An 18,016-nucleotide genomic window follows, 5' to 3' on the forward strand; every position below is an offset into this window, starting at 1 on the left:
CGAATATGTGAAGAAGCTCAGTCGAGCAGCACGGCGCCGTCGAGCGGCCGCACCGAATCGAGCGCCTGCGCCACGCGCTCGTGCAGCACGGCGAGCAGCAGGTCGGTGTCGATGCCGGTCATGAGGAAGGGCGCGGCGCCGCGGCGGATGCAGTCGGCCACGTAGGCGATGTCGGCCACGCCGCCGATGGCCAGCGGCTTGCCGGCGCGCGCGCAGGCCGCGAGGGCCGCGTCGTGCGCCTCGCGCAGCCGCGGATGCACGGCGGGGCCGCCCGCGAGGTTCATCTCGGCGCCGAGGTCGTTGCTGCCGATCGCCAGCAGGTCCACGCCCGGCACGCGCGCGATGGCTTCGATGTTCTCGATGCCGCGCGGGCTCTCGATCAGCAGCTTGACCACGGTCGAGCGGTTGGCGCGTTCGCGCAGTTCGGCGGCGGGCAGCCGGCGATAGCCGAAGGCGGGCAGCGCGGCGATGGCCGAGCGATGGCCCTCGGGCGGAAAGCGGCAGGCCGCGACCGCGTCGGCCGCCTGTTCGGCCGTTTCCACGCGCGGCACGATGATGCCGGCCGCGCCCGCGTCGAGCAGCCGGCCGATCACGCCGTATTCGCGTTCGGGCACGCGCACGAAGGGCACCAGGCCGATGTCGAGCGCGGTGGCGCAGATGGCGCCGGCCGCGTCGATCGGCATCGCGCTGTGCTCGAGGTCGACCCAGATCGCATGGTGGCCGCTGGCCTTGGCCAGCCGCGCGATCTCGGCGCCGCGCGCATGGCGCACGCCGAGCGCGGCCACCCACTGGCGGCGCGCGAGCCGCTGCATCACGGGGCTGGTGCTGCCGGCGGAGGCCGGCGAAGGGGTGTCTCTTGTCTCCATGGCGGCGACTGTAGGCAGTCGGCCTTATATTTGGAAATACTGATTGCTCACAGATTCCCATACGCAGGAGATATCGATGGAACTACGGCATCTGCGCTATTTCGTGGCGGTGGCGGAGGAGCTGAACTTCACGCGCGCGGCACAGCGGCTGCACATGGCGCAGCCACCGCTGAGCACGCAGATCCGCCTGCTCGAGGAGGAGCTGCAGGTGCGCCTGCTCGACCGCGACAAGCGCCGCGTGCACCTCACGCAGGCCGGGCGCCACTTCCTCGAGCGCGCGCAGGCGATCCTCGCCTCGGTGGAATCGGCCAAGGGCGAGGCGCGCGACGCGGCGACGGGCGGCATCGGCAAGATCGCGCTGGGCTACACCGCCTCGTCGATGCTGTCGGCCACGCTGCCGGCCGCGATCCGCGAGTTCCAGGCCGCGCATCCGCGCATCGCGCTGGCGCTGCACGAGATGACCTCGCTCGACCAGCTCGACGCGGTGCACGGCCACGAGCTCGACCTCGGCATCCTGCGCCATCCCAACGTGCCGATCCCCGCGGGCATCGCGATCGAGGCCTGGTACCAGGCGCCGCTGATGGTGGCGGTGCCGGCCACGCACCCGCTGAGCCGGGCGCCGGTGCGCATCGCCGACCTGCGCGACGAGCCGCTGATCCTCTACCCGCGCCATTCGGGCATCGGGCTGTACTGGAAGGTGCAGGAGCTGTGTTCGAAGGCGGGCTTCCGCCCGCGCATGGTGCAGGAGGCGCGCGACGCCTCGACCATCGTCGGCCTGGTGTCGGCCGGCGTGGGCCTCGCGATCGTGCCCAGCGGCACCGAGTCGATCCGGCTCGAGGGCGTGGTCTACCAGCGGCTGCGCGAGAAGAGCGCCGTGTCGGCGCTGCACCTGGGCTACCGCGAGGCCGACCCGAACCCGTACCTGGGCCTGCTGCTCAAGCAGCTGCGGCGTTCGGCACGGGTCTGAGCGGGCTCAGGCCGGCACGGCGTCGATGTTCGGCCGGTCCCAGTGCCGGTGCTTCGCGATCGCGGCGACGAAGTCCTGCGCGATCTGCTGCGCGGCGCTGGTGTCGCCGAGGTTGGTGACCGGCGTGGCCGCCACCACCACGCCCGGCGGCAGGCTGTCGGCCGGCGTGTCGGCGGCGATGCCCAGGGTGGACAGCAGTTGCACGCCCTCGCCCACCGTGCACACGGCCTTGCAGTGCTTGAAGGCCTCGAGCACGAAGTGCACCGCGTCGCCGCTGGCGGCCAGGGCGCGCGCACCCTCGGCGCCCGCGGGCACCAGCACCGCGTCGAACATCACCGAGGGCATGTTGGCGAAGGTGGCGTCGGTGTCGACCTGGCGCTTGGAGCCGCTGACCACCGAACCCAGGCGCGGGCCCACGACCTTGCATTGGGCGCCGGCCTGTTCGAGCGCCTCGCGGATCGGCTTGAGCGAGGCCGAGTCGATGCCGTCGGCCACCAGGATCGCGACCTTGCGCGTGCGGATCGAGCCGTCGCCGGTGCCCGCCATGCTGAGCGCGGGCGATTCCTCGATCGGCAGGTGGATGCGGTGCTCGCGGAAGCCCGCGCGCCCGGCGGCCGCGCGCGCATCGGGCTCGCCGATGCCCAGCGGCTCGGCCACGCGGCGCGCCAGCTTCTCGTCGACGTGCGCGAGGTTGTCGACCATGCGCTGGCGGATCGCCGGCACCTCCACCTTCGACAGCTCGAAGCGGAAGGCCGCGACGATGTGCTCCTTCTCGGGCGCGCTCTGGCTCTCGAAGAACAGGCGCGCCTGCGTGAAGTGGTCGTCGAAGGTGTGGCTGCGGCGGCGCAGCTTGGGCGCCTCGTAGTCGGCGTCGGGATAGCTCTGGAAGCCGGCGCTGTCGCCGTCCACGCGGAACTCGGCGCCCGAGCCCAGCGTGTTGGGCTCGTAGGCGACCTGGCCGCGCGCGATGGTCTGGCGGTGCATGCCGTCGCGCTGGAAGTTGTGGAACGGGCACACGCCCTTGTTGATCGGCAGCTCGTGGAAGTTGGCGCCGCCCAGCCGCGAGATCTGCGTGTCGGTGTACGAGAACAGCCGCCCCTGCAGCAGCGGGTCGTTGGTGAAGTCGATGCCCGGCACCAGGTGGCCCGGGTGGAACGCCACCTGCTCGGTCTCGGCGAAGAAGTTGTCGGGGTTGCGGTTGAGCACCATGCGGCCGATCTTCTGCACCGGCACCATCTCCTCGGGGATCAGCTTGGTGGGGTCGAGCAGGTCGAAGCCCAGCGTGCCCTCCTTGCCCTCGGGAATCATCTGCACGCCGAGCTCCCATTCGGGGAAGTCGCCGTTCTCGATCGCCTCCCAGAGGTCGCGGCGGTGGAAGTCGGGGTCCTTGCCCGCGATCTTCTGCGCCTCGTCCCAGGCCAGGCCGTGGATGCCGAGCTTGGGCTTCCAGTGGAACTTCACGAAGTGGCTCTCGCCGCGTGCGTTGACGAGGCGGAAGGTGTGGACGCCGAAGCCTTCCATCATGCGCAGGCTGCGCGGGATCGCGCGGTCGCTCATGGCCCACATCAGCATGTGGGTGGTCTCGGGCATCAGCGAGGCGAAGTCCCAGAAGGTGTCGTGCGCGCTCGCGGCCTGCGGCATCTCGTGGTGCGGCTCGGGCTTCACGGCATGGATCAGGTCGGGGAACTTCATCGCGTCCTGGATGAAGAACACCGGCACGTTGTTGCCCACGAGGTCGTAGTTGCCCTCGCGGGTGTAGAACTTGACGGCGAAGCCGCGCACGTCGCGCACGGTGTCGGCCGAGCCGCGCGAACCGGCCACGGTGGAGAAGCGCACGAACACAGGCGTCTTCGCATCGGGGTCCTGCAGGAAGTCGGCGCTGGTGAACTGCGACATCGACTTGTAGACCTGGAAGTAGCCGTGGGCCGCCTCGCCGCGCGCATGCACCACGCGCTCGGGGATGCGCTCGTGGTCGAAGTGCGTGATCTTCTCGCGCAGGATGAAGTCCTCGAGCAGCGTGGGTCCGCGCCGTCCGGCCTTCAGCGAGTTGTGGTTGTCGGGAATCCGCAGGCCCTGATTGGTCGTCAGCTCGGCCCCGTGGTCGAGCGTGAAGCCCTCGAGCTGCTGCTGCTTGGCATCGCTGGCGTCCCCCGCTCTGGAAGTCTTGGCGGGCTTGGCGCGCCGGGCGGCGGCCTTGTTCTGTGGCGTCATCGAGGGGCTTTCTGGGTGTCTTGGAAGGAGCTCAGGCTCATCCGGCGCCGCCGTTGTCGAGAAGCATGTCCAGCACATTCACCAATGCGACCAGGCAGATGCAGCCGGCGACGGCGGCAACGGACCAGATCAGGATCTCGTCGCCCCAATGGGTGGCGAACGAGTCGAACAGCGACGAAAACTCCATGATTCCCTCCAGCGGACCGGTTGAACGCGCCCGTGCGATATGGATCGCTCTGGCCAGGACTTGCGACCTCTCCCTGCCTGGCTTCGATACGGGCGGAGACCGAGCGTAGGGGTCGCACCGCGCGAAACCCGTAGTGGCGCCCCGCCCCCGTCTGTGGGAGAGCGGACGCCGCTGCGGTAGGAAGACGCCGACAGCGCGACGGACTACGAGCGATGCGCGCGTTGGCCCCGCGCGCGCGCATGTCTTCGACCCCAAGATGGGTGTCGGGGAATCTCCCCCGCGAAAGAACCCATGCTCATCCGGATCGGCTTCGACATCGAGCTCGCGCTCGCCACGGCCCCCATCGCGCCCACCGCGCTGGTCTACATGCTGCAGGTCCATCCCTCGCGCGTGGCGGACCTGCGCGGCGGCGGCGAGCAGCTCACGCTCGAGCCGCCGCTGTTCACCGACCACTACTTCGACGCTTTCGGCAACGCCTGCGCGCGCGTGCAGATCCCCGCGGGCGTGACGAACGTGCGGCTGCGCAACCAGGCCGTGATCGCCGACCCCGGCACGCCCGACCCGGTGGAGCGCGACGCCGTCGAGCACGCCCCCGCCGCGCTGCCGGTGGAGACGCTGGCCTTCCTGCTGCCCAGCCGCTACTGCGAGGTCGACAGCGAGCTGCTGCAGTTCGCCTGGGACCGCTTCGGCGGCGTGGCGCCGGGCTGGTCGCGCGTGCAGGCGATCTCGGACTTCGTGCACGGCCACCTGCGCTTCGACTACGCGAGCGCACGCGCCACGCGCACCGCCGCGCAGGGCCTGCGCGAGGGCACCGGCGTGTGCCGCGACTTCGCGCACCTGGCGATCACGCTGTGCCGCTGCATGAACATCCCGGCGCGCTACGTCACCGGCTACCTCGGCGACATCGGCGTGCCGCCGGTGCGCTCGCCGATGGACTTCAGCGCCTGGTTCGAGGTCTACCTCGGCGACCGCTGGCACACCTTCGACGCGCGCCACAACCAGCGCCGCATCGGCCGCGTGACGGTGGCGCGCGGGCGCGACGCGGCCGACGTGCCGATCACGATGATGTTCGGCGCGCACACGCTGGCGCGCTTCGACGTGACGACGGAAGAAGAGCGCTAGCGCCGGCGGCCCGCGGGGCCCGCCTTGTGGCACATTCAGGCGCCGCCCCACGAACCGCAAGCCGCGCATGAGCCACCTCGACCTCAACCTCGTCCGCGTGTTCGTCGCGATCTACGAAACCCGCAGCGTGACCCATGCGGCCGAGCGGCTCGACGTCACGCAGTCGACCGTGAGCTACGCGCTCGCGAAACTGCGCAAGGTCTACCTCGACCGGCTGTTCTCGCGCGGCAGCGACGGCCTGGTGCCCACGGGCATGGCCGAGCAGTTGTTCCAGCGCTTTCGCGAGGCGCTGACCATGGTCGAGGGCACGCTCGAGCAGAACGCCAGCTTCGATCCGCTGCGCTCGACGCGGCGCTTCCGGCTCGCGATGTCGGACATCGGCGTTTTGTACTTCGTGCCGCCGCTGCTGCGCCGCTTCCAGGAGGTGGCGCCGCGCATCGAGATCGAGATCGCGCAGATCTCCGACACGCTGGGCGAGGAGCTGTCGACCGGGCGCCTGGACATGGCGGTCGGCAACATCCCCGCGCTGGGTTCGCCGATGCACGGCGCGCTGCTGTTCCGCGAGCACTACGTGTGCCTGATGTCGGCCAGCCATCCGAGCATCGGCGAGCGCATGAGCCTCGCGGCCTTCTCGGCGGCGCGCCACGTGATGGTGTCGTCGCCGCGCTCGGGCCACTTCCTGATCGAGGACATGCTGGCCGAGCGCGGCATCAACCGCAACATCGTGGCGCGCGTGCCGCAGTTCACCGTGCTGCCGCAGCTGCTGTCGCAGAGCGACCTGCTGGTGCTGCTGCCCTCGCGCGTGGCCGACCTCTACGTGCGCCAGGGCGGGCTCAAGGCGCTGCCGCTGCCGCTGGCGCTGCCCGACTTCCAGGTGCAGGCGCACTGGCATGCGCGCCACGAGTACAGCGCGGCGCACCGCTGGCTGGTCGACGAGATCGTGCGCACGCTCGGCAAGCTCTGAACCTCACACGAGGCAGCGCCTGACGGCCTCCTCGTTCCACGCGATGCCGGTGCCGGGCTCGGCCGGCGCGGTCGCCATGCCGTCCTCGAAGGCCAGCGGCCGCGCCAGCACCGGCGCCGCCAGGTCCATGCGCTCGAGCAGGTGGGCCGTCGGCGTCACCGCCATCAGGTGCACGCTGACCTCCTGGAAGATGTGGCTCGACATCGGCACGCCGTGCGCCTGCGCCAGCGCGGCGGCGCGCAGCCAGCCGGTCACGCCGCCGATCTTCATCGCGTCGGGCATCGCGAGGTCGCAAGCACCGGCCTGCAGCGCCTTGGCCATCTCCTCGGGGCCGCACCAGTTCTCGCCCATCTGCAGCGGCAGCGCCACGCGCTCGCGGATGCGAGCATGGCCCGCGTAGTCCTCCTGCAAGGTGGGCTCTTCGACCCAGCCGACGCCCTCGTCCTCGAGCGCGCGGATGCGGCGCACCGCCTCGGGCACGCTCAGGCCCTGGTTGTAGTCCACCAGCAGCTCGACACGGTCGCCGACGACGGCGCGCAGCGCGCGCACCACCTCGAGATCCTCCGCCAGCGTGGCATGGCCGATCTTGGTCTTGATGGCGCGAAAGCCCTGCGCCGCCGCGAGCGCGGCGCGCTTCGTGCCGAGCGCGAGGCCGTCCATGCTGTGGCTGTCGTAGGCGGCGATGGCGCGGCGCGTGCCGCCCAAGAGCTCGACCAGCGGCACGCCGCGCGCCCTGGCCAGCGCGTCCCAGGCCGCCATGTCCAGCCCGGCGCCGGCCATCAGCGCAATGCCGGTGCGGCCCAAAAGGCGCAGCCGCTGCGCCAGCAGCCGGTCGAGGTCGAAGGGCGCGAGCGGCTGGTCCTTGAGCACGCTGCCCAGGGTCAGCACCATGCGCCGGGTGGCGCGCAACGCGAGCGGCGTGTAGGTGAACAGGTAGGCATGGCCGACGGTGCCGTCGTCGGCGTGCAGGTCGACCAGCACCAGCGGCGCGGTCGCCACCACGCCCACGCTGGTGCGCACCGGATGCTCGAGCGGCACGTTGACGCAGCGCGCCTGCACGTCGGCCACGCGCAGGCCGGTATCGGGGATGGAGTTCATGCGTGCGTCGTTCCTCACAGGCCCAGGTAGGCGGCCTTCACGCGCTCGTCGCCGAGCAGTTGCGCGGCCGGTCCGCCGAGCGCGATGGCGCCGGTCTCGAGCACGTAGCCGCGATCGGCCACCGAGAGGGCGGCATGCGCGTTCTGCTCCACCAGCAGGATCGGGATGCCGCGCGACTTCAGCCGCGCGATGACGCCGAAGATCTCCTTCACCAGCAGCGGCGCCAGCCCCATCGAGGGCTCGTCGAGCAGCAGCATGCGCGGCTCGCACATCAGCGCGCGCGCGATCGCCAGCATCTGCTGCTGGCCGCCCGACAGCGTGCCGGCCGCCAGCAGGCGCTTCTCGCCGAGCACCGGGAACAGCGCGTACATCTCGTCCAGCCGCTGCGCGCGGCGCTCGGCGCGCGTGTAGCCGCCCAGCAGCAGGTTGTCCTGCACCGACAGCGGGCCGAACACCTGCCGGCCCTCGAGCACCTGCGCCAGGCCGGCGCGCACGCGCGCGTCGGCGCTGTCGCGCGCGATCTCGCGGCCGAACAGGCGCACGCTGCCGACGCTGCCGCGGATCAGGCCCGAGACCGCGCGCAACAGCGTGGTCTTGCCCGCGCCATTGGCGCCGACCAGCGCCACCAGTTCACCCGCGCCGACCCGCAGGTCGATGCCGTGCAGCGCCTCGATGCGGCCGTAGCCGGCGCGCAGGCCGCTGACTTCCAGTGCGACATCGCTCATGCCGACGCCTCCGCCTCGGTGCCGAGGTAGGCCGCGATCACCTGCGGGTTGGCGCGCACCTCGGTGGCGGTGCCCTCGGCGAGCTTGCGGCCGTAGTCGAGCACCAGCAGGTGGTCGGAGATGTTCATCACCAGCTTCATGTCGTGTTCCACCAGCAGCACCGTCACGCCCGAGGCGGCGATGCTGCGGATCAGTTCGGTGATCTCGTGGGTCTCGGTGTCGTTGAGGCCCGCGGCCGGCTCGTCGAGCAGCAGCAGGCGCGGCCGGCTCGCGAGAGCGCGCGCGATCTCCAGCCGCTTGAGCAGGCCGAACGAGAGCTGCGTGGCATGGGCATGCGCATGGCGGCCCACGCCCACGTAGTCGATCAGCCGCAGCGCCTCCTCGCGCAGCGCGGCGTCGGCACGGCGCGTGGCGCCGGTCATTCCGCCCAGCAGCGAGCTGCGCGTGTGCAGGTGCGCGCCGAGCATCACGTTCTCGCAGGCGGTCATGTTCATGCACACCTGCAGGTTCTGGAAGGTGCGGCTCATGCCGCGCCGCGCGAGCCGGTCGGGCGCCATGCCCGCCACGTTCTCGCCGTCGAGCAGGATCTCGCCGCGCGTGGGCTCGTAGACGCCGCTGATCAGGTTGAACAGCGTGGTCTTGCCGGCGCCGTTGGGCCCGATCACCGAATGCACCGAGCCGGCGCGCACGCTGAAGCTCACGTCCTGCATGGCGTGCACGCCGCCGAAGGACTTGCTGAGGTTCTTCACTTCGAGCATGGCTCAGCCCTTCCTGCGCAGCCGCAGCGCGAGCGTGGGCACCAGCCCCTTGGGCAGGAACATCATGGTGAGCATCAGCACCAGGCCGAAGAACACCATCTCGTAGCCGTGCAGGCCGCCCAGCAGCTGCGGCAGCGCGGTCAGCAGCGCGGCGCCGAGCAGCGCGCCGAAGGTCGAGGCCATGCCGCCCAACACCACCATGGTCGCGAGCTCCACCGAATGCGTGAAGGCCGCCAGCGAGGGGCTGATGAAGCCCAGGTAGTGCGCCGTGAGGCTGCCCGAGACCGCGGCGAACACGGCCGACACCACGAAGGCGCGCACCTTGAAGCGCGCCACGTCCACGCCCATCACGCGCGCCGCCACCTCGGAGCCGTTGAGGCCGCGCAGCGCGCGCCCGGCCGGCGATTCGTAGAGGTTGAGCGACAGCAGCACCGCGAGCCACAGCAGCACCGCCGCCAGCGCGTACCAGTGCAGCACCTTGGCGAAGGCGAAGCCGGCCACCGCCAGCGGCGGCACCGGCATGCCGTCGGGGCCGCCGGTCCAGTCGACCTCGTTGATCAGCACGATGTTGACGATCACCCCCAGCCCGAGCGTGGCCATGGTCAGCGAATGGCCCTTGAGGCGCAGGATCGGCTTGGCGATCAGCCAGGCCACCAGCGCCGCGCCCACGGCCGCGGCGCAGATGGCCGGCAGCGCGGGCCAGCCGAAGCGCGCCGTCACGATGCCGCTGCCGTAGGCGCCGATGGCGACGAAGGCCGCGTGGCCGATGCTGATCTGGCCCGCGAAGCCCATCAGCAGGTTGAGCCCGATGGCGGCGATGGCCGCCAGCGCGATGCGCACCGCGACGTCGATCACGTAGTTGTTGGGCATGGCCAGCGGCAGCAGCGCCAACACCAGGGCCAGCAGCAGCAGGGAGGGACGCAGCAGCGCCCGCGAGGACGCCTTCATACGCGCTCCGCTGCCTTGCTGCCGAACAGGCCGTGCGGCATGACCAGCAGGATGAACACGATCAGCACGAAGGGCACGGCGTCCTTGTAGGCCGAGGAGACATAGCCCGCCATCAGCGCCTCGAGCAGGCCGACGATGAGGCCGCCGACCACCGCGCCGCCCGCGCTGCCGAGCCCGCCCAGCGTGGCCGCGACGAAGCCCTTCATGCCCAGCATCAGGCCGATGTCGTAGACCGTGGTGGTGATCGGCGCGGCCACCACGCCGGCCACGGCGCCCAGCAGCGCCGAGAGGCCGAACGAGAGCTGCAGCACGCGCGAGGTCGGGATGCCGACCGCGCGCGCGGCCAGCGCATTGGCCGCCACCGCGAGCATCGCCTTGCCCACCATGGTGAAGCGGAAGAAGGCGAAGCACAGCGCCACCAGCAGCGCGGCCGTGCCCAGCACCCACAGGCTCTGCGGCAGCACGTAGGCGCCGAGGATCGACAGCGCCGCGTCGCCGCTGAAGGCCGGCAGGGTCTGCTGGTTCTTGCCGAGCACGATCTGCACCACGCCCTGGATGAAGATCGAGGCGCCGATGGTGATGATGATCAGCGACACCACGCTGGCCTCGCCCGCGGGCTTGATCGCCAGCCGGTACAGCAGCAGGCCCGCCACCACCGTGGCGAGCACGCCGCCGGCCACCGCCACGCCGTAAGGCAGGCTGGCGCCGAGCAGCGCGGCCGTGATCATGGCGCCGAGCATGAGGAAGTCGCCCTGCGCGAAGTTGATGACGCCGCTGGCGTTGTAGATCAGCGAGAAGCCCAGCGCGGCCAGCGCGTAGATCGCGCCGGTGGTGAGTCCCGAGAAGACGAATTGCATGAAGTCAGCCATGGCGTGCTCCGGCGTGGGAAAGCCCGGCGCTGCCGGGAAAGGGAAGGTTGGCGAGCAGGTGATGGGGCGCGACCTCGTCCACGCGGTCGGCGCCCAGCAGCACCAGGGTGCGGGCGATGTCGTCGACCAGGCCGGCCAGCACGCCGCGCGCGCCCGCCTCGCCGTCGCAGGCCATGCCCCAGACCGCGGCGCGGCCGACGAAGGCCGCGGTGGCGCCGGCGGCCAGCGCCTTGACCACGTCGCTGCCGCGGCGGAAACCACCGTCGACGAACACCGGGATGCGCCCGGCCACGGCATCGACCATGCGCGGCAGCACCGAGATGGTCGAGGGCGCCGCGTCGAGCTGGCGGCCGCCGTGGTTCGACACCACGATGCCGTCGGCGCCGTGGCGCACGGCCAGCGCGGCATCGCCCGGATGCAGCAGGCCCTTGACCAGCAGCGGGCCGTCCCACAGCCGGCGCAGCCAGGCCAGGTGCTCCCAGGCCAGGGTGCGGTCCATGGTGCGCGACAGCAGCGCGGCCTGCAGCTGAGGCGAGGTGGCGCCGTCGTCGGCCTCGGCCAGGTTGACGAACGAGGGCGAGCGGCCCTGCATCGCCATCGCGAGCGACCAGCGCGGATGCAGCGCGAGGTCGAGCAGGGTCGAGGGCGTGAAGCGGAACGGCAGCCGAAAGCCGTTGCGCACGTCGCGCTCGCGCAAGCCGCTCACGGCCGCGTCGACCGTCAGCACCAGCGCCGAATAGCCGGCGGCGCGCGCGCGGCGCACCAGCTGCTCGGCGATGGCGCGATCGCCCATCACGTAGAGCTGCATCCATTGCAGCGCCTCGGGGTCGCGCCGCAGCGCGGCCTCGCGCACCGCCTCGAGCCGGTCGTTCGATGGCGTCGACAGCACGTGCGGCACGCCGGTGGCCGCGGCCGCGCAGGCCAGCAGGGTGTCGCCATGCGGGCGCACCAGGCCCGAGAAGCCCACGGGCGCCACGCCCAGCGGTGCGGCCCAGCGCCGGCCGAACACCGTGATGCCGGGGTCGGCATGGCGGGTGTCGCGCAGCGCGGTCGGCACCAGGTGCAGCGCGGCCAGGTCGGCCTCGTTGCGCCGCAGGCAGTCCTCGGTCTCCGCGCCGCCGTCGACGTAGTCGAAGACGAAGCGCGGCAACCGCCGGCGCGCCTGCCGGCGGCGATCGTTCGCATTGAGATTCATGCGCTCTCCGTCGATGCGCGCGAACTCAACGGACTTCCACGAACTTGCCGTCCTTGATCTCCACCATGCGGAACGCGGACACGTCCAGGCCCATGTGGTCGGTGGCCGACATGCGGTAGATGCCGCTCACGCCGACGAAGTCCTTGGTGGCCTCGATGGCGTCGCGCAGCTTCTGCTTGTCGGTGCCGCCGGCGCGCTGGATCGCGTCGATCAGCAGGTACAGCGCGTCGTGCGCGTAGCCGCCGAAGGTCGACACGTCCATCTTCGCGGTCGACTCGTAGTCCTTGGCATACGACACGCTGACCTTCTTCTGCGGATCGGCATCGGGCAGCGCCTGGGCGATCAGCAGCGCGGGCGAAGGCATGCGGATGCCTTCGGAGGACTTGCCCGCGATGCGGATGAACTCGGTCGAGGCCTGGCCGTGCGAGGTGTACAGCGGCTGCTTCATCGCGAGCTGCTGGTGGTTGCGCGCGATGATGGCCGGCGCCTGGCCGGTGCCGAACACGAACACGGCCTGCGCGCCCGAGGACTTGATGCGCGTGAGCTGCGGCGTGACGTCGGTGTCCTTCTCGCCGTAGGTCTGGTCCTCCACCACCTTCAGGCCCAGCGTCTCGGCGAGCTTGAGCGTCTCGGTGCGGCCCGACTTGCCGAAGCCGCCGGTGTCCGACAGCAGCGCGAACTGCGTGAAGCCGCGCTTCTTCATCTCGCCGAGCACCTTCTCGGCCGCCATGCGGTCGGAGTGCGGCATCTTGAAGACGTAGGGCTTGACCGGCTCGACGATGACCGAGGCGGCGGCCAGCGAGATCAGCGGCATCTTCGCGGCCTCGGCCTGCGGCACCATCGCCATGGTCGAGCCGGTGGTGGAGGCGCCGAGGATCGCGTCGACCTCGTCCTGCATGATCAGGCGGCGCGTGAAGGCATTGGCCTTGTTCGCGTCGCTGGCGTCGTCGTAGAGCACCAGCTCGAGCTTGCGGCCGAGCACGCCGCCGGCCGCGTTGATCTTGCGCACGTACATCTCGAGCGTCTTCTGCTGCGGATCGCCGAGGAAGGAGGCCGGACCAGTGGCCGAGACCACGGCGCCGATCTTGATCGGCCCGGCCGCATGGACCTGCGCGGCCAGCGGCAGCAGCAGGGCGCCGGCCAGCAGCGCGTTGACGGCGCGGCGGCCGAGGGAGGTGGAAGTCTTGCTGTTTCTCATCGTCTTGTCTCCTGTCGTCGTTCTCTGGGGGGAAGGGATGCGGGCCCTCAGCGCGCCGGCTTTCGCCGCACGATGTGGATGGGGTGGACGCGCGGCGCGGGCGGCGGCAGGCCCAGCGCGCGCGCCAGGGTGCGGCCCTCGGGGTCGGCCAGCGCGGCTTCGCGCGCGGCGCGCACGCGCTCGGCCGCCAGGGCGAGCGCGGCGGCATCGCCGGGGGGCGCGGCGAACCGGGCCTGCATGTCGTCGAGCACCGCGCCGAGGTTGCGGTGGCCGCGCTCGCTGGTCTCGCCGTAGCCCTTGACCAGGTTGCCGCACAGCGCGATCTCGTAGGCCAGGCGCGGACTCAGCGCGAGCGCGGCGCGCACGGTGTCGAGCCAGCGCGCGATCATGGCCTGCTCGATCGCGTAGCGCGCGCCGGCGCGGCGCAGCACGCGCAGCGAGCGCAGGCTGCACAGCATGGCGAATCCCAGCACGGTGTCGGTGCGCATGTGCAGGCCCACGTTGAGCCGGTGCGCCTTGTGGGCCAGCCGCCGGCGCAGCCAGGCCGAGGCGCGCGGCGGCAGCAGCGAACAGACTTCGTCGAGGCCCGGCTTCAGGTATTCGGTCAGCCGCAGCGGCTCGCCCTGGCGCGCGCCCACTTCCTCGCGCACGCGTTGCAGCCGCTCGCCGCGCGTCTTGAGGTCGGCCACGCGGATCACGTCCTCGTAGCTCATCCACAGCGCGAGATAACGCGCGGTCTCGCGCGTCACGGGCAGCTCGCCGCCGAAGTTCCGCTCGAGCGCGAGCACCGCGTCGACGCGCTGCAGGTAGAGCGCGCCGTAGCGCGCGTCCTGGTAGTCGAGCACCTGCTGCAGGCCGTGGCCCAGCAGTTCGTGCAGCGGCTCGGGCATGGCGGCGATGCGCGGGTCGACGGGCGCGCGCGGCGCCGCCGCGGCGGCACTGGCGGCGGCATCCGGCGCGGGACGCGTCACCTGCTCGAAGCCCGCCGCGAAGCCCTTGAGGCTGGCCTCCACCGCCTTGCCCGAGGCGCGGATCGCCTGCTCGCAGGCCTCGCGCGAGAACGGCAGCGCGCCGCTGCCGGCCATGGCGCCGAACATCACGGTGTTGATCACCGTGCCGTGGCGCCAGGCCAGCGCGCGCATGTCGAACAGGTGGCTGTGCCGCGCGAGCTCGCGCGCGGCCTCGCTCACGCGCCGGCCGTCGTAGCGGCCGTCGCCCATGGCGGACTTCTCGGCCACCGCGAACTCGCGGTGCGTCGAGGCCACGAGCGTGGTGCGCCGCGGATGCACGAAGCCGCCCTGCAGCACGCGCCCCGCCTCCATCAGCTCGGAGGCGGCGACGATGTCGACGTCGCCCGGGCTCGGCGTGAGCGAGAACACCGGGCGCGCGCCGCCGAGCCGCGCGGCCTCGGCCGGGTAGATCTCGATGTAGTAGTTGGTGGCGCCGGTGCGCTGCGCCACGCCGGGCACCGAGGTGCTCTGCACCGGGAAGCCCTGGGCCGTGGCCGCGGCGATCAGCCAGTCGGCCAGCACGCCGCCGCCCTCGCCGCCCATGGCGGCGACCAGCACGGTCACGATGCGCGGTGCGTCTTCGAAGGGGGTGTCGTTCATGCCGCCAGTGCCTCCGCGCGGTCGCGCGCCTTGCCGGCCATGAGGCCGATGACGCCGCTGCGCAGCCGGTGCAGCAGGCGCTCCCAGGTGCCGGCGTTCTGCACGATCTCGGCCTTGTAGAACGAGGGGCAGAGGATGGCGGCGTGCGCGTTCTCGCCGCACAGGCCGCAGCCCACGCAGCCCTGGTTGACGGTGGCCACGGGATCGGTGCGCAGCGCGCTCGGGTTGGGCTTGATGGTGAGCGAGGGGCAGCCCGACAGCCGGATGCACGAGTGGTCGCCGGTGCAGACGTCGTCGTCGATGCCGAAGCGCGTGCGCACCACGCGCTCGCCGCGCTTGAGCTTCGCGGCCGTGACGGGCTTGATGCGGCGCTGGCGCTCGAGCTGGCATTCGCCGTCGGCGATGATGACCTTGAGGCCGCCCTCCTCGGTGGTCATCGCCTCCTGCAGCGTGTCGCGCATCTCGGCCACGCTGTAGCTGCGCACCTTGCGCACCCAGCCCACGCCCACGCCCTTGAGCGCGGCCTCGATGTCCAAGGTCAGCGGCTTGGCCGCGGGCTGCGTGGGCGAGGAGGGAATGGCCTGCGTGCCGGTGGCCGAGGTGTAGCCGTTCTTCAGGATCACGAGCACCGAGTCCTGGCCGTTATAGACCGCGTTGACCACGCCGCTGGTGAAGCCGTTGTGCCAGAAGCCGCCGTCGCCCATGATGCTGACGACCCGGTTGCCCATCAGCGGTGCGATGCCCGAGGAGCTCGCGAGGCCCAGGCCGTAGCCGAGCACCGTGCTGCCGGTGTTGAACGGCGGCAGGGTGCCGAAGGTGTGGCAGCCGATGTCGGCGCTGACGTGCACGCTGCCGAGTTCCTTCTGCATCAGCTTGATGGCGGCGAACACCGGGCGCTCGGGACAGCCGATGCAGAAGCCCGGCGGCCGGCTCGGCACGGGCACGCCCAGCGCCTCGACCGCGCGCGGCTTGAGCGCGGCCAGCGGCGCGGCGCTGTCGGCCACCCGCATGGCGCCCTGGTCGCCGAGCGCTTCGGGCCGCGCCTGGCGGATGAACTCGGCCAGGCCGCGCACCAGCACCTCGCCGGTGTACTCGCCGGCCATCGGGAAGATGTCCTTGCCGTGCAGCCGCGTGTCGCAGCCGGCCTTGCGCAGCATCGCGTGCAGCGCGTCCTCCATGTAGTTGGGCTGGCCCTCTTCCACCATCAGCACCGCACGCTTGCCGCGGCAGAAATCGACGAGCTCGTCGGGCACCATCGGGTAGACCACGTTGAGCACCTGCAGCGGAATGCGGCTGTTGCCGAAGGCATCGGCCAGGCCGAGCTGCTGCAGCGCGCGCAGGGTGCCGTTGTAGAGGCCGCCCGGCAGCACCAGGCCGACGTCGGCGCAGTCGCCGTCGAAGCGCTCGTTGAGCCGCGCGTCGCGGATGTAGGCCAGCGCGGCCGGCCAGCGCGATTCGATCTTCATGCGCTCCTGCGCGTAGATCGAGGGCGGCAGGTTGATGTTGGCGAAGTCGAAGCGCGGCTGCGAAATGGCCTCGCGCGTGGAGATGGCCGGCGCGCGGTTGTCCTTGCAGACGAAGCTGCCGTGCACGTGGCAGGCGCGGATGCGCAGCTGCAGCATGACGGGCGTCTGGCTCGCCTCGGACAGCTCGAAGCCCTGCTCCACCGCGTCGACGATCGAGCCCAGGTTGGGCCGCGGATCGAGCAGCCACATCTGCGACTTCATCGCGAAGGCATGGGTGCGCTCCTGGATGATGCTCGAGCCCTCGCCGTAATCCTCGCCGAGGATCACCAGCGCGCCGCCCTGCACGCCGGCCGAGGCGAGGTTGGACAGCGCATCGGACGCGACGTTGGTGCCGACCGTGGACTTCCACGTGACGGCGCCGCGCACCGGGTAGTTGATGGAGGCGCCGAGCATCGCGGCCGCGCCGGCCTCGGAGGCGCTGTTCTCGAAGTAGATGCCGAGCTCGTCGAGTAGCTCGCGCGCATCGCCGAGCACGTCGATCAGGTGCGAGACCGGCGCGCCCTGGTAGCCGCCGATGTAGCTCACGCCCGATTGCAGCAGGGCCTTGGTGACGGCCAGGATGCCCTCGCCGTGGAATTCCTCGTTCGCGCCCAGCGAGAGGCGCTTGACTTCTTCGGCGAAGGATCGCTCCATGGTGTTCTTTGTCTCCGGCCGGCGCCGCGGGAAGCGCCGCATTTCATCGTGGGTGGCTCGTGGACGGAGACTTTAGGAGTACCCGCTTATTTGCCCAATCGATGGAATGGGAGTTACACATCGATGAATTCGATGTGATGTAGCGCGATCGCGGCCAGCCGTCCGCGCAGGACGAGAGCGTTCAGTTCACCAGGTAACCGAGCCTGCGCATCGCGTCGCCGAGCCCCTTGCGGCTGCGCTCCATCGCGGCCCAGGGCGCGTTGCCGATGTCGAGCCGCTCAGCGATGGTCGCCACGGTCCAGTGGTCGGCGCTGTCGACCTCGAACAGCTCGTCCCAGTCCAGCGGCACCGACACGCCCAGGCCCGGCCGCGCGCGCGCCGACCAGGCGCTGATGGTGGTGGCGCCGAAGCCGTTGCGCAGGTAATCGGCGAAGATTTTTCCGACGCGGTTGCGCGGCCCGCTCTTGGCGACGATGCGCTCGGGCACGCTGCGCGCGAGCTGCTGCACGATGGCCTGCGAGAAGCCCTTGACCTCGTCCCAGCCGTGCGCGCGCCGGATCGGCACCACCACGTGCAGGCCCTTGCCGCCGCTGGTCTTGAGGAAGGACGGCAGCCCGAGCTCGTCGAGCAGGGTGCGCACCAGCAGCGCGGCCTCCTGCATGCGCGGCCATTCGACGCCCTCGCCGGGGTCGAGGTCGAAGGTCATGCGATCGGGCTGGGCGAAGGCGCGCGAGAGCGCATTCCAGGTGTGGAACTCCACCACGTTGAACTGCGCCGCGCCGAGCAGTCCCTCGGCCGTGTCGATCTGCAGCAGCGGCGCGTGGCCGGGATCGAGCGCCGGGTCGAGCAGACCCACGCCGGCCATCTCGCCGTGCTGCGCATGCTTCTGGAAGAACAGCTCGCCCGCGATGCCGTCGGGCGCGCGCACCAGCGCCACCGGCCGGCCGCGCAGGTGGGGCAGCATCAGCGGCGCGACGCGCGCGTAGTAGGCGGCGAGCTCGCCCTTGACGATGCCGCTCTTCGCGTCGACGAGGCGGTCGGCATGGGTGATGCGCGGCGTGGATGGCTGGCGGTCGGCGGCCATGGTTCGTTTCCTTGGTCCGCCATGTTCGTGCTCGCCCGGGGCCGCGGATGTAGGA

16 protein-coding genes are annotated in these 18,016 nt (G+C 71.3%); 3 read left to right on the forward strand and 13 right to left on the reverse strand.

The features are described 5' to 3' along the window. Positions 1-17: 17 nt before the first annotated feature. The gene (locus ACEN9J_RS17085; RefSeq protein WP_261209098.1) at positions 18-866 is read right to left on the reverse strand and encodes an HpcH/HpaI aldolase family protein; all 849 of its coding nucleotides are present in this window, start codon (positions 864-866) and stop codon (positions 18-20) included. Positions 867-942: 76 nt separating this feature from the next. Between ACEN9J_RS17085 and ACEN9J_RS17090 the strand changes: the two genes are divergently transcribed. Next, positions 943-1,833 carry a LysR family transcriptional regulator gene (locus ACEN9J_RS17090; RefSeq protein WP_057593299.1) on the forward strand — a complete coding sequence of 297 codons (891 nt, stop codon included), beginning with the start codon at positions 943-945 and terminating at the stop codon, positions 1,831-1,833. A gap of 6 nt (positions 1,834-1,839) precedes the next feature. On the opposite strand, the gene katE is transcribed toward ACEN9J_RS17090, so the two are convergent. Further along, complete coding sequence (gene katE, locus ACEN9J_RS17095; protein ID WP_057593300.1) at positions 1,840-4,044, reverse strand: catalase HPII; 2,205 nt, start codon at positions 4,042-4,044, stop codon at positions 1,840-1,842. 37 nt (positions 4,045-4,081) lie between these two features. Beyond that, positions 4,082-4,231, reverse strand: coding sequence for a hypothetical protein (locus tag ACEN9J_RS17100; protein WP_172705381.1), 150 nt, complete (start codon positions 4,229-4,231; stop codon positions 4,082-4,084). A gap of 291 nt (positions 4,232-4,522) precedes the next feature. On the opposite strand from ACEN9J_RS17100, the gene ACEN9J_RS17105 reads away from it, so the two are divergent. Both ACEN9J_RS17105 and ACEN9J_RS17110 read left to right on the forward strand, forming a co-directional pair. Continuing rightward, positions 4,523-5,353 (forward strand): transglutaminase-like domain-containing protein, encoded by an 831-nt coding sequence (locus ACEN9J_RS17105; RefSeq protein WP_413761603.1) that lies wholly within the window; start codon positions 4,523-4,525, stop codon positions 5,351-5,353. A gap of 67 nt (positions 5,354-5,420) precedes the next feature. Beyond that, entirely contained in the window at positions 5,421-6,317 is an 897-nt protein-coding gene (locus ACEN9J_RS17110; protein ID WP_057593302.1) for a LysR family transcriptional regulator, read from the forward strand. A 3-nt stretch (positions 6,318-6,320) separates the two neighbouring features. Here ACEN9J_RS17110 and ACEN9J_RS17115 read toward each other — a convergent pair whose 3' ends face one another. The 10 genes from ACEN9J_RS17115 to ligD form a co-directional block, all read right to left on the reverse strand. Further along, positions 6,321-7,415: an enolase C-terminal domain-like protein gene (locus ACEN9J_RS17115; RefSeq protein WP_057593303.1), complete on the reverse strand. Its 1,095-nt coding sequence runs from the start codon at positions 7,413-7,415 to the stop codon at positions 6,321-6,323. A gap of 14 nt (positions 7,416-7,429) precedes the next feature. Continuing rightward, positions 7,430-8,140, reverse strand: a complete 711-nt coding sequence (locus ACEN9J_RS17120; protein WP_261209128.1) for an ABC transporter ATP-binding protein — start codon at positions 8,138-8,140, stop codon at positions 7,430-7,432. Then, on the reverse strand, positions 8,137-8,898 hold the full coding sequence (locus ACEN9J_RS17125) for an ABC transporter ATP-binding protein (RefSeq protein ID WP_413761604.1): 762 nt from the start codon (positions 8,896-8,898) through the stop codon (positions 8,137-8,139). The genes ACEN9J_RS17120 and ACEN9J_RS17125 overlap by 4 nt, the downstream gene beginning before the upstream one ends. 3 nt (positions 8,899-8,901) lie before the next feature. Continuing rightward, positions 8,902-9,846 (reverse strand): branched-chain amino acid ABC transporter permease, encoded by a 945-nt coding sequence (locus ACEN9J_RS17130; RefSeq protein ID WP_057593306.1) that lies wholly within the window; start codon positions 9,844-9,846, stop codon positions 8,902-8,904. Continuing rightward, the gene (locus ACEN9J_RS17135; RefSeq protein WP_398498213.1) at positions 9,843-10,715 is read right to left on the reverse strand and encodes a branched-chain amino acid ABC transporter permease; all 873 of its coding nucleotides are present in this window, start codon (positions 10,713-10,715) and stop codon (positions 9,843-9,845) included. The genes ACEN9J_RS17130 and ACEN9J_RS17135 overlap by 4 nt, the downstream gene beginning before the upstream one ends. Next, positions 10,708-11,910, reverse strand: a complete 1,203-nt coding sequence (locus ACEN9J_RS17140; protein ID WP_413761605.1) for an alpha-hydroxy acid oxidase — start codon at positions 11,908-11,910, stop codon at positions 10,708-10,710. The genes ACEN9J_RS17135 and ACEN9J_RS17140 overlap by 8 nt, the downstream gene beginning before the upstream one ends. A gap of 25 nt (positions 11,911-11,935) precedes the next feature. Continuing rightward, positions 11,936-13,108, reverse strand: a complete 1,173-nt coding sequence (locus ACEN9J_RS17145; protein WP_261209135.1) for an ABC transporter substrate-binding protein — start codon at positions 13,106-13,108, stop codon at positions 11,936-11,938. A 47-nt stretch (positions 13,109-13,155) separates the two neighbouring features. Continuing rightward, a complete protein-coding gene (locus tag ACEN9J_RS17150; RefSeq protein WP_413761606.1) occupies positions 13,156-14,718 on the reverse strand; it encodes an indolepyruvate oxidoreductase subunit beta family protein in 1,563 nt (520 codons plus the stop codon). Further along, a complete protein-coding gene (locus ACEN9J_RS17155) occupies positions 14,715-16,877 on the reverse strand; it encodes a thiamine pyrophosphate-dependent enzyme (RefSeq protein ID WP_413761607.1) in 2,163 nt (720 codons plus the stop codon). Before ACEN9J_RS17155 ends, ACEN9J_RS17150 begins: the two co-directional genes overlap by 4 nt. Positions 16,878-17,058: 181 nt before the next feature. Continuing rightward, a complete protein-coding gene (ligD, locus tag ACEN9J_RS17160; RefSeq protein ID WP_413761608.1) occupies positions 17,059-17,961 on the reverse strand; it encodes a non-homologous end-joining DNA ligase in 903 nt (300 codons plus the stop codon). Positions 17,962-18,016: the final 55 nt, after the last annotated feature.

The sequence above is a fragment of the Variovorax sp. Varisp41 genome, assembly GCF_047325085.1.
Classification (GTDB): domain Bacteria; phylum Pseudomonadota; class Gammaproteobacteria; order Burkholderiales; family Burkholderiaceae_C; genus Variovorax.

Excerpts from the sequence above, each read along its gene's own strand:
- ACEN9J_RS17155 (WP_413761607.1), bottom strand. The coding sequence starts at position 16,877 with ATGGAGCGATCCTTCGCCGAAGAAGTCAAGCGCCTCTCGCTGGGCGCG.
- ACEN9J_RS17105 (WP_413761603.1), top strand. The coding sequence starts at position 4,523 with ATGCTCATCCGGATCGGCTTCGACATCGAGCTCGCGCTCGCCACGGCC.
- ACEN9J_RS17130 (WP_057593306.1), bottom strand. The coding sequence starts at position 9,846 with ATGAAGGCGTCCTCGCGGGCGCTGCTGCGTCCCTCCCTGCTGCTGCTG.
- ACEN9J_RS17110 (WP_057593302.1), top strand. The coding sequence starts at position 5,421 with ATGAGCCACCTCGACCTCAACCTCGTCCGCGTGTTCGTCGCGATCTAC.
- ACEN9J_RS17120 (WP_261209128.1), bottom strand. The coding sequence starts at position 8,140 with ATGAGCGATGTCGCACTGGAAGTCAGCGGCCTGCGCGCCGGCTACGGC.
- ACEN9J_RS17140 (WP_413761605.1), bottom strand. The coding sequence starts at position 11,910 with ATGAATCTCAATGCGAACGATCGCCGCCGGCAGGCGCGCCGGCGGTTG.
- ACEN9J_RS17125 (WP_413761604.1), bottom strand. The coding sequence starts at position 8,898 with ATGCTCGAAGTGAAGAACCTCAGCAAGTCCTTCGGCGGCGTGCACGCC.
- ACEN9J_RS17115 (WP_057593303.1), bottom strand. The coding sequence starts at position 7,415 with ATGAACTCCATCCCCGATACCGGCCTGCGCGTGGCCGACGTGCAGGCG.
- katE (WP_057593300.1), bottom strand. The coding sequence starts at position 4,044 with ATGACGCCACAGAACAAGGCCGCCGCCCGGCGCGCCAAGCCCGCCAAG.
- ACEN9J_RS17100 (WP_172705381.1), bottom strand. The coding sequence starts at position 4,231 with ATGGAGTTTTCGTCGCTGTTCGACTCGTTCGCCACCCATTGGGGCGAC.
- ACEN9J_RS17150 (WP_413761606.1), bottom strand. The coding sequence starts at position 14,718 with ATGAACGACACCCCCTTCGAAGACGCACCGCGCATCGTGACCGTGCTG.
- ACEN9J_RS17135 (WP_398498213.1), bottom strand. The coding sequence starts at position 10,715 with ATGGCTGACTTCATGCAATTCGTCTTCTCGGGACTCACCACCGGCGCG.
- ACEN9J_RS17090 (WP_057593299.1), top strand. The coding sequence starts at position 943 with ATGGAACTACGGCATCTGCGCTATTTCGTGGCGGTGGCGGAGGAGCTG.
- ligD (WP_413761608.1), bottom strand. The coding sequence starts at position 17,961 with ATGGCCGCCGACCGCCAGCCATCCACGCCGCGCATCACCCATGCCGAC.
- ACEN9J_RS17145 (WP_261209135.1), bottom strand. The coding sequence starts at position 13,108 with ATGAGAAACAGCAAGACTTCCACCTCCCTCGGCCGCCGCGCCGTCAAC.
- ACEN9J_RS17085 (WP_261209098.1), bottom strand. The coding sequence starts at position 866 with ATGGAGACAAGAGACACCCCTTCGCCGGCCTCCGCCGGCAGCACCAGC.